The sequence below is a fragment of the Flavobacterium omnivorum genome (assembly GCF_900099915.1).
GTDB lineage: Bacteria > Bacteroidota > Bacteroidia > Flavobacteriales > Flavobacteriaceae > Flavobacterium > Flavobacterium omnivorum.
Map to the genome: position 1 here is coordinate 97411 of NZ_FNDB01000007.1, position 13803 is coordinate 111213.

A 13803-nucleotide genomic window follows, 5' to 3' on the forward strand; every position below is an offset into this window, starting at 1 on the left:
TTATGTGAAAAAAGCACTAAAGGAGATTTCTAGGACCAGAGAAACTACTTTTTTGAATTAAAAAAATCGAATTTTTTAGCTTTTATGGCGGTATGAAGAGATAGTTTTTAGGGAAATTATTTTAAATCGAATGTAATTTGTTCTTCAAGAAGTTATTTATATCTTGACCTGATGTTGTTTTTGCAACGTCTTGACGAAACAAAAATCCAGTCAAGACGAAATAAACCGTGTTTTTGATTTAAATAAACCAAAAAAAACCTCGAGTACTGGAATACTCGAGGTCTTACAATAATCAGATGCTACTGATTACGGGGTTCTAGCCGGCTTTTCTAAATGATAACTCATTCAGCATGCTGCGTAATTTTTTTCCGGGACGGAAAAGAATCCGACTTTTTTTAATAGCGCTTGAGGAAACATCAGCGGCTGTTTCTTTTCCTTCAGAGCTTATTCCTACTTGGAAATTGCCCAGTCTGCCCAGTTTAACAATTCGGCCTTGCCCTAATTCTCCGATGATGTTGTGTTCTAAAGACAACAGAACGGCATAGCAGTCTGAGGCCGTAACCGTACATTGGTAAGAGATCAACTCCGCGAGTCGGTCTAAATCTACATCGCCATCTGCAAGTGCAGCAGCATAAAATTTTTCAGGAGCCATTAGGTCCCGTGGGTTCTTTCTTGGAAGAACTTTGTATTTAATAGCCATTGTGTATTGGTATTAAATGAATAAAAATATTTGGTCTTAGTATACTTGTTAAAAGTATCTAACTGACATTTCAAAGATACAATGGTTTTGTATATAAGTAGCATTTTAGTAGTATCTAAGTTATTGACAATCAGTTACAGTTTTTAACAAATAGAAAAAATAATGAAGTTTATTTTTATTAAATTATTTGCATAATTATTTGATAATAAGCGCGCTGTGTTTTTTTAATGCAAAGCTAAATGTCATAAAATATAGGATTTTTATAAATAAAAAAAATAAAAAATTGCAGTGAATATTTAATGTTTATGTGATCTTTAGATTTTAGCTGAGGTAGCGGTATTATAGCGTTTTTTACCATTATCAATCCAATTTGAAATACAATTTTATAAGATTTACAGGGCAATATACCTTTCTGGGAGTGTTGAGTATTGAATTTTACATTGTGGAATAGGAAAAATATATTCTTAACCCAAATAGTAGTGACTCTGCAGAGGGGAGCTAAGACATGGAATTTCGTGCTTATCAGTTTTATTCGTCAACTGAAATATCCCATTTGTCATAATTGGCAGTGATGTTTGTTAATTCCCTTATTAGAAATGAGAGTAGAATTGTATTTTCCTTTACAAAAGGCTTGTTCCATTTTTAGAACTAGAGCTTAGGGCTGTATTTTTATTTTTAACGCAAAAAGCAAATTGTTAAATCATTAAGTAGCAAGAAATATATATTGTCATAATTATTAAAAAAAGTTTTGCCACAGATTAGAAGGATTAAAAGATTGTTACAGATAGTGGACAAATTAATCTATTCTACTATGTGAAATCTGAGGGAAAGAAATTACTAATTTATTAAAATAGGACATTAAATTAGAGCCATTACTTAATTCTAAAGTAGTATTAAAATCTCAGAGAGCATTTGAAATTCGAAAAAATAAGTATTTTTACAGCAATATAATTTTATACATGAAAACTATTGCCATTATTCCTGCCCGTGGTAACTCCAAACGTTTGCCAAATAAAAATTTGTTACTTTTAGGAGGTATTCCTTTATTGGTTCACAGTATTCTATTTGCACAAAGAAGCCCGTCTATCATTGATGAAATCTATGTAACGACCGATAATGCAGCAATAAAAAAAATTGCTTTACAGTATGGCGCTAGGGTAATTGACAGACCAGCCGCTATTTCAGGAGATTTTGAGCCTACCGTAACGGCAATACAGCATGCTTTAGATAGTATTGCTGAAGCTGTAGAATCTGTTGTGGTCTTACAACCAACTAATCCGTTACGCCCAGAGAAACTGTTAAAAGAAGCTTTTGAAATGTTTCGAATGAATGATGCTGAAAGTTTATTCACTGTCACGAGGAACCATCAAAAATTAGGTAAAATATCAAACAATTATTTTGAACCTTATAATTACAAAATAGGTCAACGTAGTCAGGATTTAGAACCACTCTATTTTGAAAATGGCTTGTTGTATATTGCTCAAGCAAAATTGATTCGAGAAGGTAAAATATTTTCTGAAAATAGCCTTCCTTATGAAGTAAATCATATTTTTGCAAGAGTTGATATTGATATACAAGAGGATCTGGATTATGCCAATTTTTTAATTTATAATAAATGAAATACAAAGATTTAGTTGAACAAAATTATAAAATGTTTTGTGGTTTTGAAGGCAGTGATTACATTGCAAGTGAGTTTGCATTAGAAACGATCCTTAAAATAATAATTAAATATAAAATTGAAAATATATTAGAGTTAGGTTTAGGAATAGGATCAATTTCTGATACGGTGTTAAAGTTTTCTGAGAAAGAAAATAGAAAATTGAATTACGTAGGTACCGAAAGCAACAAATTCTGTTTAAACGCTCTAAAAAGTAATGTAAAGTATTTCGATAAATTAAAATTATATCCTCAACTTGAGCTTGTTGAAGATAATAAATTTGATCTGATAATAATTGACGGATATGATGAGACTTTGACCAAAGTTGTATCTTTCTGTAAAATGCACACAATAATATTTATTGAGGGTGACAGGAAAGGGCAAACAGAATTAATTCAACAAATTTTTCCAAAATCAAAACATGTAAATATCATTACTCTTAATAAAAATAAGCCATACGCTCATGGCTATTGCCCAACGTCGAGCTATGTTGGTGGGGGACAGTTACTATTTATAAATCCAACATTAGGAATGAAGGTCTTTTGGTTTCAACAAAAAATTAGAACTTTTATGATCAATAGAATAAGAAACCTAAATAAATGAACCCATATATTGAAATCGCAGGAAGAAAAATAGGTCCTGACTATCCGCCGCTAGTGATTGCTGAAATAGGTATTAATCACGAAGGTTCTTTGCAGGTAGCCAAAGAAATGGTTGATGCTGCTCACAGAGCAGGCGTTGAGGTAGTCAAACACCAAACCCATATTGTGGATGATGAAATGAGTGGCGCAGCCAAAAAAGTAATTCCAGGCAATGCTACAATTTCAATATACGAAATTATGGAACGCTGTTCGCTGAACGAAGCAGATGAGCTGGAACTGAAAAATTATGTAGAAAGTAAAGGAATGATTTTCATTTCTACCCCTTTTTCAAGAGCTGCCGCTGATCGGTTGGAGAAATTCAAAGTATCCGCCTATAAAATAGGATCTGGAGAATGTAATAATTATCCTTTGCTGGAGCATATTGCAGCCTTTGGCAAGCCGGTGATTTTAAGTACCGGTATGAATACCCTTGAAAGTATTACAAAAGCTGTCGCTATTTTTTACAAGTACAACGTACCTGTAGCGCTGTTACACACCACTAATTTATATCCAACGCCCATTCATTTGGTCCGTTTAGGGGCTATGGTGGAAATGCATGATGCTTTTCCGGATAAAGTTTTTGGCTTGTCTGATCATACTTTAAATAATAATGCCTGTTTGGGTGCTGTTGCGCTAGGCGCTAGTATATTAGAACGTCATTTTACCGACCATATGCAACGTACAGGTCCAGATATTGTGTGTAGTATGGATGAGCAGGCTTGTGGAGAGTTGATTAAAAGTTCCAATGAAATTTGGCAAATGCGTGGTGGAACAAAAAAGCCCGCTTTGGAGGAACAAGTGACTATTGATTTTGCTTTTGCAACGGTTTGTACCATTGCTGCAATTAAAAAAGGAGATTTATTTACAAAAAAAAATATCTGGGTAAAGCGTCCTGGAACCGGAGCAATTTTGGCCGAATATTTTAATGATTTGATAGGGAAAATTGCGGTTCGCGATATTGATCTTGATGAACAATTAGCGTATTCCGATTTTGAATGATGACAAGTTTAGCATCTTTTGTTTGATTATAAAAATAACTAATACGGAGTACTAAAACAATAGTGCCCTCAAGGGCAATCGAACGGTATTTGAGATTTAAATGTGTCTCGACTGCGCTCGACATGACAGAAAAATAAATGAAAAAAATCCTTTTCCTGACAGGAACCCGAGCTGATTTTGGAAAAATAAAATCATTGATTTCAATTCTTGAACAACGAGAAGGATTTGAAGTATTTGTTTTTGTTACCGGAATGCACATGTTAGAGCAGTATGGGTATACGGTATTGGAGATTGAACGCTGTGGCTTCAAAAATATTCATACTTTTATCAATCATACTCATGAAACTACGATGGATTTGACTTTGGCCAAGACCATTGAAGGGCTATCTGCTTTTATCAAGACCGTTCCTCCCGATATGATTATAGTTCACGGGGATCGCGCAGAAACACTTGCCGGCGCTATAGTTGGCTCGCTCAATAATATTTTAGTGGCTCACATTGAGGGGGGAGAATTATCCGGTACAGTAGATGAGCTAATTCGGCACAGCGTCAGTAAATTAAGCCACATCCATTTTGTTTCTAATGCTGATGCGGCCAGACGATTGATTCAAATGGGTGAAAAGAAATCTTCTATATTTACCATTGGCTCTCCTGATATTGATGTTATGTTTTCGGATGCGTTACCGAATTTGAGCGTTGCCCAATCCTATTATCAGATTCCTTTTGATACGTATGCCATTGCCATGTTTCATCCCGTTACCACAGAAGCTGCCGAAATGCAGCATCATGCGGATCATTTTGTTGCTGCTTTGCTGGAAGATACCCATAATTATGTTGTTGTTTTTCCTAATAATGATTTGGGAACTAACGCTATTTTGGAAGCCTATAAAAAATTAGAGAGCAATACCCGTTTTCGAATATTTCCTTCTTTGCGATTTGAATATTTTCTAACTCTGCTCAAAAACGCACAATATATTATAGGGAACAGTAGTGCCGGAATTCGGGAAGCCCCTTATTATGGGATTCCTATTATTAATATTGGAACGCGACAACAAAACAGAGCTGTTCATGCTGCTATTATCAATGTAGATTATGATACAAAAAATATTGCAGCTGCATTAGCGCTAATAGACGATCATGAAGTAGCTCCTTCGGATACTGATTTTGGTCAAGGAAACAGTGCGAACCTTTTTCTGGAGTCGATAGAAACTAATGCGATATGGGCAATCAATCATCAAAAACAATTTAGAGATATATAATGAAAAAACTAAGTGTAGTCATCACAGATGGTGTTGGATTCCGGAATTTTGTAATGAGTGATTTCCTAACAGAAGCAAGCCTGCAATTTGATACTATTATTATTTATTCGGGGCTGCCTATTAGTGCTTATCCTGCTGTTTTGCCTTCGAGGGTTATTATAAAGGAATTGGATGTTTTTGTAGAGGGCAAATGGACGTGGTTTTTTAGGAAATGGAAAGAACTGGCCCATTTACAAAAGCATAGATCTTTTTATGGAATGAAAGACAACTTGCATTCAGGGTATCCTAAAACTAACTCTGCCCGATCCCTTTTAGTCAAAATAATTTACTTTTTTACTCAAACCGTTCACTCTTCTTCCAGTATTTTGTTTGCGGAAAAGCTGCAGTTTTTGTCTTTTGCTAAACATAAAATTACGAGAGGCTATATTCAAATGTTGCGAGAAGATCAACCGACCCATATTTTTTTTACGCATCAAAGGCCTCCTTATTTAGCTCCCTTTTTATATGCTGCGATTGAATCTAAAATACCGGTCAGCAGTTTTATTTTCAGTTGGGATAATTTGGCCTCCAAAGGCAGGATGTTAGGGACTTTTGATTATTTTTTGGTATGGAGTGATTTAATGAAAAAGGAGTTGTTGTATTTTTATCCTAATGTAAAAGAGGAACACGTAAGTGTAGTGGGAACACCTCAATTTGAGCCTTATGTGATGGATAAATACAAAACAGAAAAACAGGATTTTTATGCTAAGTTTACTTTACAAGACAGTAAAAAAATAATTTGTTTCAGTTGTGCTGATGCCAGTATTGGAGCGAATGATCCTGTTGTGATTCGGACTATTGCCAATGCCATACGAGAAGATAAAAATGGAATTCCTTGCCAACTTGTCGTACGTACTTCTCCAGCAGAAGGACCAGAACGATTTGCTGTTATACAAAAAGATTTTCCCGAAATTATATGGAATACCCCCAAATGGATTTTGACTCGGGAGAATCATGCTGAAAGCTGGTCGCAACGCATTCCTAGTGAGGAGGATATCAGGGATTTACGTTCGTTATTGGAATATGTTGATTTGAATATTAACATGTGCTCTACAATGAGTTTGGATTTTATGTTATTTGACAAACCAGTAATTAATACCGTTTTTGGAAATCCTGAAAATGGTTTGTATGATGACCAACGGTTCTTAGGATACGATCATTTCAAAAAAGTAGTTGATAGCCAATCTGTGAGTATTGCCAAGAATCCAATGGAGTTGATCGATCAAATTAAGGAGGCTTTAGCCAATCCTTCGTCTCGAACAAAAGAAAGAAAGGCCATGATTGACTTACAAATAAGTAAAAAATTAAATGGAACCAGTGCGCGCATTGCTGCTACTTTATCACAATATAATGACAGAACCTAAAAAAATAGCGGTACTTTGTAATTATGAACTGTTATCCGAAAGAGTTGGTGGAATGGATTACTTTTTTTGGCAGTTTGACAGCAAATGCAAAACCAATGACATTCAGGTGGATTGGTTTTTTCCGAATCAATCGGATCATGGGGAATATGTCGCTTTAACTATTTTTGACAGCGGGCACCAATCGGTAGAAAATTATTTTCTTAGTTTGTGCAAAACCAAAAAAAGTGAATATACGCATATCATTACCCACTTTATCGAATTATGCACCCCTTTTTTTTATAAAATAAAGCAGTTCAGCGCTGCTAAAATAATTACCATAGACCACAATCCAAGACCACTTCGCGGCTATCCTTTAAAAAAGCGAATAGAGAAAAGAATCAAAGGGATTTTGTTTTCTAGATATATTGCAGTTTTTGTAGGCGTTTCTGATTATACTAAATCGGAAATTATACGTGACTTTGGTTCTGTTGTAAAAAAGAAGACGCTCACGATTTATAATGGAGTTATAATTGAGGATATTTTACAACGAACGAATCGGAATATTATACATCCCAGTTTTTTGACGGCATCGCATTTGCGGGAATCTAAAGGGATTCAGGATTTAATTGATGCTGTCGCACTACTTCCGGACGAAATAAAGAAGGCTGTCAAAATTGATCTTTACGGGGAGGGGCCCTACAAAAGTGTTTTGGTTGCAAAGATGAAACACCATAATGTAACGCATTGTTTCACTTTTATGGGCAGTAGTCCTCACCTGAAAACCTTATTTTCGAATTATGATTATATGCTACAACCTACCCATATGGAATGTTTCAGTTTGTCGATATTAGAGAGTTTAGCGGCTGATGTTCCAGTAATAACCACTAATGTTGGGGGGAATGAGGAGGTTGTTGTTTCTGGTGAAAATGGATATATTTATAAAGCAAAAGACGTTCTTGCTCTAAAGGATATTCTGGAAGCCGTGTATTTGGGGCAAAAGAAAATTGAAACAAATACCAGAACGCTTATTGAAGAATGTTTTTCACTGACTACTATGGTTGATCATCATTTTGCACTGGTATTACAGAATAAATCTTAATTTTACACCGTCAAATAGTTCCTATCCTTATGTTTTTTAATTCGTTTTCCTTTGCCATTTTCCTTCCTATTGTATTTGTGTTGTATTGGTTTGTTTTTAATAAAACCAAAAGCACTCAAAATGCAGTGCTCATTATTGCGAGCTATTATTTTTATTCCTGTTGGGATTGGCGTTTTTTGTTCTTACTGGTTTTCTCTACTTTTTTAGATTATTACACCGGTATTCGGATAGAAAAGGCCAAAACGGAACTGGGACGAAAATTTTGGTTTTGGTTGAGCATCAGTGTGAATCTGGGTTTCTTGGGAATCTTTAAATATTATAATTTTTTTGCTGATTCTTTTTCTCAATTATTGAATGGATTCGGGCTTCAAACAAGTCCTTTATTGCTTAACGTGATTCTGCCGGTGGGTATTTCTTTCTATACGTTTCATGGGTTATCGTATGTAATTGATATTTATTTAAAACGTATAAAAGCAGAATATAACTTTGCCGATTACTCTTTGTTTGTCAGTTATTTTCCGTTGCTGGTGGCGGGTCCTATTGAAAGAGCGACACATTTATTGCCACAAGTAAAAGTGAAGCGCAGTTTTGACTATCAAAAAGCCAAAGAAGGAATCTTTCAGTTTATTTGGGGATTAGTCAAGAAAGTGGTGATCGCAGATACCTGTGCGACCTATGCCAATGCTATTTTTGATAATTATGAATCAATGAACTCCTTGTCACTAATGCTAGGAGCAGTATATTTTGCTTTTCAAATTTATGGAGATTTCTCCGGTTATTCAGATATGGCATTGGGAATGTCCAAACTGTTTGGAATCGATTTACTGCGTAACTTTAATTACCCGTACTTCTCCCGTGACATTGCCGAGTTTTGGCGTCGTTGGCACATTTCCCTGTCGTCCTGGTTTAAGGATTATTTGTATATTCCGTTGGGAGGGAGCAGTGGTGGTACGGCAATGAAAGTCCGCAATACGTTTATCATTTTTTTAGTGAGTGGTTTTTGGCATGGCGCCAATTGGACTTTTATTGCCTGGGGTTTTATTAACGCTTTGTACTTTTTACCGTTATTGCTGTTGAAGCGGAATCGATCTAATATGGAAACAGTATCCTTGTATTGGGATTTGAACTCCGTTAAAGTTTTCTTTAGTATTATCAGCACGTTTGCAATTACCTGTTTGGCCTGGATTTTCTTCCGAGTGAAATCCATAGCAGAGGCTTTTGAATATATTGGTCGTATTTTTACCAATAGAATTTTTGAATCACAGTATTTGGAAAACGAGCGTTACAATTACGAAATCATTATTTTGATACTTGCTTTTATTATTGTGGAATGGAACAGCCGCACGAAAGTAGAACCCATTTCCGGGAGATATAGTTATTTGAAATTAACGTTATGCCTTGCCGCCATTGTAGCACTGGGAACGTATTCTGATTATAAAGAATTTATTTATTTTCAGTTTTGATATCAGTAGGGGAATCGATTAAGGCTTAATTGAGTCCTTCGTCTACGCTCAGGAAAGGCTGTAGTGGAGTTGTCAAATCGAGTCCTTCGTCTACGCTCAGGACAGGCTGTAGTCGAGTTGTCAAATCAAGCGCAGTCGAGATTAGTTTTGGAATATAAGGCGTCTCGACTGCGCTCGACGTGACAAAAGATCTCGAGTTATCAAATCGAGTCCTTCGTCTACGCTCAGGACAGGCTATAGTCGAGTTGTCAAATCGAGCGCAGTCGAGATTCGTTTAACTTAAAATAAAACAGTATATGAAATTCTATTATGTATATATTCTTCTTTGTAACGATGATTCGCTTTATGTAGGAGTAACTTCTGATATTGACAGGAGAGTTATCGAGCACAATGCCGGTAAATATCCAGACGCCTATACACATAGTAGAAGACCTGTGACGTTACTTTTTTATCAGGATTTTACAGATCCGAATCAGGCTATTGGGTTTGAAAAAAAATTAAAAAAATGGAGCAGGGTTAAAAAACAGGCATTAATTGATGGGAATTTTGATAAATTACAAGATTTATCAGAATGTAGAAATGCAACGAATCATAAATACAAATCGGATTTTGAAGATATAGAAGAATAGTTTGACTAAGCGTCTCGACTGTACTTCGACTCCGCTCAGTATAAACTTTCGACGTGACATAGTGAGTAGTTTAATTATCAAATCGAGTCCTCCGTCTACGCTCAGGACAGGCTTTAGTCGAGATTCATTAAGACATATAAGCGTCTCGACTGCGCTCGACGTGACAAAGAGTAGTTTAATTGTCAAATCGAGCTGTTAAATACAATACATTAAAATACTAGAATAATAATACAGAATAAAACAACAATGAAGCAGTTTTTAATTTTTACCGTCAAAACCCTAGTGCTACTATTTTTACTGTTAGTGGTATTGGATTTTTTGTACACCACTGTTTATTTACAGTCTTCGAATAGAGGGAAAATTGATTATGTTTACAACTCAGCAGCACGCGATTATGATGTAGTTATTTTAGGATCCTCCAGAGCCAATAATCATTTTGTAGCTCCTATATTTGCCGAAAAAGGATTGAAAACGTTTAATTATGGAATGAGCGGTGGCCATTTATTTGAAGCTTCATTGCTCTTAAAACTTATGGTGGAACGAAAGTATAAGATAAAAAATGTGATACTGGAGACCGATTTGAATTTGTCGAATGAGAAACGAGATGATGGTGTTTCTTCCCGTTTTCTTCCCTTTATTCATGATTCTAAAACTATTTGCGATCATTTTTCTAAAGAAACAGATTTTAATGAATTGTACTATGTGCCTTTTTATCGGTATGTTGCCTTTGATTCCAAGATTGGGTTTAGGGAACTTTACAAATCAGCAAGGAGAGAGACTACCATTTATTTAGCTCATTTGGGGTATTATCCTTTAGGTAATAAAAAGGGTAACATGAAAAATAACATTAGCAATTTAAAACCGTTGCGTAACAAATATTATGAAGGAATTAAACAACTTTGTGAGGAAAATAACATCAATTTGGTTGCAGTAATGACACCGATGTGCAGCAATACCAAAGGTTTGAATTATTTTGAAAAAGTGCAAAATCTCTATCCTGAAATTCATAATTATGAAAAAGTAGTAGAGGGAGATCAGTATTTTTCTTCCTGCGGGCATTTGAATGATACTGGAGCACGACTGTTTACCAGTATAATTATCAAAGATTTTTTTAATAAATAACCATGAAAATAGCTTTTTTAACGCCGGAATATCCACATCCAAAAACAGGAAGTTCGGGAGGAATTGGTACCAGTATAAAAAATCTGGCGATGGGACTTTTGGCGGAAGGGTGTTCGGTTCGTGTTTTAGTGTATGCCCAAAAAGAAGAAGGTATTTTTTATGATAACGGTATTTGTATTCAACAAATCAGAAATGTAAAACTTAAGGGATTGTCATGGTTTCTTACCCGAAAAAAACTGGAGAATATTATTACTGCTTTATACGACAATGAAGAAATTGATTTGGTCGAAGCGCCGGATTGGACGGGTATTACGTCCTTTATATCTCCCAAAAATTGTCCAGTTGTGATACGATTAAATGGCTCAGACACTTATTTTTGTCATTTGGATCAGCGCCCCGTAAAATGGGTCAATCGATTTCATGAAAAAAGAGCATTGAAAAATGCTGATGGGTTGCTTTCTGTGAGTCAGTTTACCGCTGATACCACAAATGAGGTATTTCATTTGGATAAAAAGTTCTCTATTATTCCGAATTGTATTGATATGGATGTCTTTAGTGATAAAAATAGCAATGGTAATGATAATGACAAAAATAATAATAAAAATACCATACTGTATTTTGGGAGCTTAATCCGTAAGAAAGGATTATTAGAACTGCCATTTATTTTTAATGCGGTGGTCGCTAAAAAACCAGAGGCGAAATTAATTCTGGTAGGAAAAGATGTTCCAGATATTATTTCAGGAAATTCATCCACTTGGCAGATGATGCAAGGCCTATTTTCTCCAGCTGCGCTGCTGAATGTAACTTATTTAGGCGCTGTGCCGTATGATGAAATAAAAAATCAAATTAGCAGCGCGACGGTTTGTGTATTTCCTACTTTTGCGGAAGCCTTACCCGTTTCCTGGATTGAAGCCATGGCATTGGAAAAACCTATTGTAGCCTCGAATGTAGGATGGGCTCCGGAAGTGATTGATGATGGAGTCAATGGGTTTTTAGTACATCCAAAAGAGCATTTACACTATGCGGCTAAAATTATTCAGTTGATGGAAGATGGTGATTTACAAAAAGAATTTGGATTAGCGGCAAAAAAGAAAGTTAGCGAAAAATTCAGTATCCAAAAAGTGGCACAACAGAGTTTAGTTTTTTATAAAAAATTTTACAATAAATAGATTTTGTTATGCTCTTAAAAAAGTCGTAAACTGTGATTCGTCAAACAGAAACTGCTACTGCAGTAGAAGTTGTAATGAGCAGATTGAATAATACAAGTCATATAAAAATAAAGAGTTAGGGTATAAATACAAATGGACAATTTACAATTAAAAGAATTTACTACTGCATCAGGTGAAATCCTATTGTACGCTGGTACTCCAGATTTTATCCAATTAGAGGTTTTGTCCAAAGGAGCGGGCGATATTTGGCATAGTTCTTTTGAACAGGGCTATAAAAATGCATTCCCTGAATTGGTCTATCAAACTGCAGTATTTTTTTGGTATTTAAATGATTTTGACGGCTTGGATCAATGTGTCAGCTGGAGGGTTAATCCTAATGCTTTTGCGGTTCGTAAATCAGTATGGGACCTCACAAAAGGTTTTGATAGCGATTATGAAAATCCTCAAATGCAGGCTTTGGATTTTGGTTTCAGATGCATCCGTTTTTTAGGAGGAGTTCCATTGTATGTTAAAAATTTATTTCCAGCTGCACAAAAAGAAGTTGTTGGTATTTCGCAAAAAGACCGTCATCTTTTTTTTAGGAAAAATTATAAAATAAGCCATGCTCTTTTCATGATTTACAGATTGGGGTTTTGGAAAATTTCGGAATGGAGTACCTTTTTTAGTATTAAGCGCGCCTATCAAAAAAGGAATGATACTTCCAAACTTCCATCGAGAGCTCTTCTTTCTATTCAAGATCACCCTAGTGTCAGTTATATTGTACCTACAATGTTCCGTCAAGAATATACGTTGCAATTGTTAGACGATTTGTCTAATCAAAATTATAAACCTACACAAGTCATTGTGGTAGATGCTACTCCGTCCTGCGAGAGAGATGAAGCAGCCTACGAACAAAAGAAGTATCCCTTTGAATTAAAAGTAATCTGGCAACAGTCTAAGGGGAGCTGCAAAGCTAGGAATGAAGCGATTGCTTTGTGCATGGGTGATTATATTGTTTTTGGCGATGATGATATTCGCATTCCTGCGGATTTTATCCAAAATCATATTCGGTTCTTACAAACGTATTCCGTTGGCGCCTGTAACGGGTTGGATATCCGTGCGGATCACCACAAACAGAATTTAGAGGATTTGGCCCATAAGTTAGAACAATTACGTCGCCCTCCATTTGTTGCGGGTTGTACCCAAATGTTTAGTAATGCCAATTCATGTGTCAAGCGAGAATTTGTAAATCAGTTGGTTGGGAATGACGTTAATTTTGATGGCGGTTACGGCGAGGATAGCGATTTTGGAATGTCGTTAAGTAAAATCGGAGTAACTGTTTTATCTAATCCATTTGCTGTTAATTTACATTTAAAACCCCCTAGCGGAGGGTATCGTTTTTGGGGAACTCAGGCTAAATTGCTTGGTAAAAAAAGAAAATCTCAGCCTTGGGAATTGGATACCCCTGTAAAAAATATTACCCCTATACCCAGTCCTACGGTGATGTATGGTATTCTGAAACATTACACGCCTAAGCAGTTGACAGAATATAAGTATAAGCATTTTACATATTATTTGTTAAGTGGGTCTAAGCTTGCTTTTTTATATCGTTTGCTGCGTCTGCCTTATAAGAATCTTCAGTTTAAGAAATCTGTTTTTTATGCCCAAAAATTACGGAATTTAGGAACCCGACACGACTAAAAT

General features: G+C 35.6%; 12 protein-coding genes. 11 read left to right on the forward strand and 1 reads right to left on the reverse strand.

Translation table 11 applies throughout. From position 1 onward, the window contains the following. Nucleotides 1–316: 316 nt before the first annotated feature. Nucleotides 317–700, reverse strand: coding sequence for an HU family DNA-binding protein (locus tag BLS90_RS09215; protein ID WP_091257365.1), 384 nt, complete (start codon nucleotides 698–700; stop codon nucleotides 317–319). Nucleotides 701–1659: 959 nt separating this feature from the next. Here BLS90_RS09215 and BLS90_RS09220 point away from each other — a divergent pair. The 11 genes from BLS90_RS09220 (at nucleotide 1660) to BLS90_RS09270 (ending at nucleotide 13800) form a co-directional block, all read left to right on the forward strand. Continuing rightward, nucleotides 1660–2319, forward strand: coding sequence for an acylneuraminate cytidylyltransferase family protein (locus tag BLS90_RS09220; protein WP_091257366.1), 660 nt, complete (start codon nucleotides 1660–1662; stop codon nucleotides 2317–2319). Then, complete coding sequence (locus BLS90_RS09225; protein ID WP_091257367.1) at nucleotides 2316–2960, forward strand: hypothetical protein; 645 nt, start codon at nucleotides 2316–2318, stop codon at nucleotides 2958–2960. The genes BLS90_RS09220 and BLS90_RS09225 overlap by 4 nt, the downstream gene beginning before the upstream one ends. After that, complete coding sequence (locus tag BLS90_RS09230) at nucleotides 2957–3997, forward strand: N-acetylneuraminate synthase family protein (RefSeq protein ID WP_091257368.1); 1041 nt, start codon at nucleotides 2957–2959, stop codon at nucleotides 3995–3997. The genes BLS90_RS09225 and BLS90_RS09230 overlap by 4 nt, the downstream gene beginning before the upstream one ends. 137 nt (nucleotides 3998–4134) lie before the next feature. Then, entirely contained in the window at nucleotides 4135–5256 is a 1122-nt protein-coding gene (neuC, locus tag BLS90_RS09235) for a UDP-N-acetylglucosamine 2-epimerase (RefSeq protein WP_091257369.1), read from the forward strand. Next, the gene (locus BLS90_RS09240; RefSeq protein WP_091257370.1) at nucleotides 5256–6659 is read left to right on the forward strand and encodes a hypothetical protein; all 1404 of its coding nucleotides are present in this window, start codon (nucleotides 5256–5258) and stop codon (nucleotides 6657–6659) included. Before neuC ends, BLS90_RS09240 begins: the two co-directional genes overlap by 1 nt. Next, complete coding sequence (locus BLS90_RS09245; RefSeq protein ID WP_245705077.1) at nucleotides 6646–7737, forward strand: glycosyltransferase family 4 protein; 1092 nt, start codon at nucleotides 6646–6648, stop codon at nucleotides 7735–7737. Before BLS90_RS09240 ends, BLS90_RS09245 begins: the two co-directional genes overlap by 14 nt. Before the next feature lie 29 nt (nucleotides 7738–7766). Next, entirely contained in the window at nucleotides 7767–9200 is a 1434-nt protein-coding gene (locus tag BLS90_RS09250) for an MBOAT family O-acyltransferase (protein ID WP_091257371.1), read from the forward strand. A 296-nt stretch (nucleotides 9201–9496) separates the two neighbouring features. Then, the gene (locus tag BLS90_RS09255) at nucleotides 9497–9829 is read left to right on the forward strand and encodes a GIY-YIG nuclease family protein (protein WP_091257372.1); all 333 of its coding nucleotides are present in this window, start codon (nucleotides 9497–9499) and stop codon (nucleotides 9827–9829) included. 246 nt (nucleotides 9830–10075) lie between these two features. After that, the gene (locus tag BLS90_RS09260) at nucleotides 10076–10951 is read left to right on the forward strand and encodes a hypothetical protein (RefSeq protein ID WP_091257373.1); all 876 of its coding nucleotides are present in this window, start codon (nucleotides 10076–10078) and stop codon (nucleotides 10949–10951) included. 2 nt (nucleotides 10952–10953) lie between these two features. Further along, the gene (locus BLS90_RS09265; protein ID WP_091257374.1) at nucleotides 10954–12120 is read left to right on the forward strand and encodes a glycosyltransferase family 4 protein; all 1167 of its coding nucleotides are present in this window, start codon (nucleotides 10954–10956) and stop codon (nucleotides 12118–12120) included. A 132-nt stretch (nucleotides 12121–12252) separates the two neighbouring features. Then, complete coding sequence (locus BLS90_RS09270) at nucleotides 12253–13800, forward strand: glycosyltransferase family 2 protein (RefSeq protein ID WP_091257375.1); 1548 nt, start codon at nucleotides 12253–12255, stop codon at nucleotides 13798–13800. Nucleotides 13801–13803: the final 3 nt, after the last annotated feature.

Excerpts from the sequence above, each read along its gene's own strand:
- BLS90_RS09215 (WP_091257365.1), bottom strand. The coding sequence starts at position 700 with ATGGCTATTAAATACAAAGTTCTTCCAAGAAAGAACCCACGGGACCTA.
- BLS90_RS09220 (WP_091257366.1), top strand. The coding sequence starts at position 1,660 with ATGAAAACTATTGCCATTATTCCTGCCCGTGGTAACTCCAAACGTTTG.
- BLS90_RS09225 (WP_091257367.1), top strand. The coding sequence starts at position 2,316 with ATGAAATACAAAGATTTAGTTGAACAAAATTATAAAATGTTTTGTGGT.
- BLS90_RS09230 (WP_091257368.1), top strand. The coding sequence starts at position 2,957 with ATGAACCCATATATTGAAATCGCAGGAAGAAAAATAGGTCCTGACTAT.
- neuC (WP_091257369.1), top strand. The coding sequence starts at position 4,135 with ATGAAAAAAATCCTTTTCCTGACAGGAACCCGAGCTGATTTTGGAAAA.
- BLS90_RS09240 (WP_091257370.1), top strand. The coding sequence starts at position 5,256 with ATGAAAAAACTAAGTGTAGTCATCACAGATGGTGTTGGATTCCGGAAT.
- BLS90_RS09245 (WP_245705077.1), top strand. The coding sequence starts at position 6,646 with ATGACAGAACCTAAAAAAATAGCGGTACTTTGTAATTATGAACTGTTA.
- BLS90_RS09250 (WP_091257371.1), top strand. The coding sequence starts at position 7,767 with ATGTTTTTTAATTCGTTTTCCTTTGCCATTTTCCTTCCTATTGTATTT.
- BLS90_RS09255 (WP_091257372.1), top strand. The coding sequence starts at position 9,497 with ATGAAATTCTATTATGTATATATTCTTCTTTGTAACGATGATTCGCTT.
- BLS90_RS09260 (WP_091257373.1), top strand. The coding sequence starts at position 10,076 with ATGAAGCAGTTTTTAATTTTTACCGTCAAAACCCTAGTGCTACTATTT.
- BLS90_RS09265 (WP_091257374.1), top strand. The coding sequence starts at position 10,954 with ATGAAAATAGCTTTTTTAACGCCGGAATATCCACATCCAAAAACAGGA.
- BLS90_RS09270 (WP_091257375.1), top strand. The coding sequence starts at position 12,253 with ATGGACAATTTACAATTAAAAGAATTTACTACTGCATCAGGTGAAATC.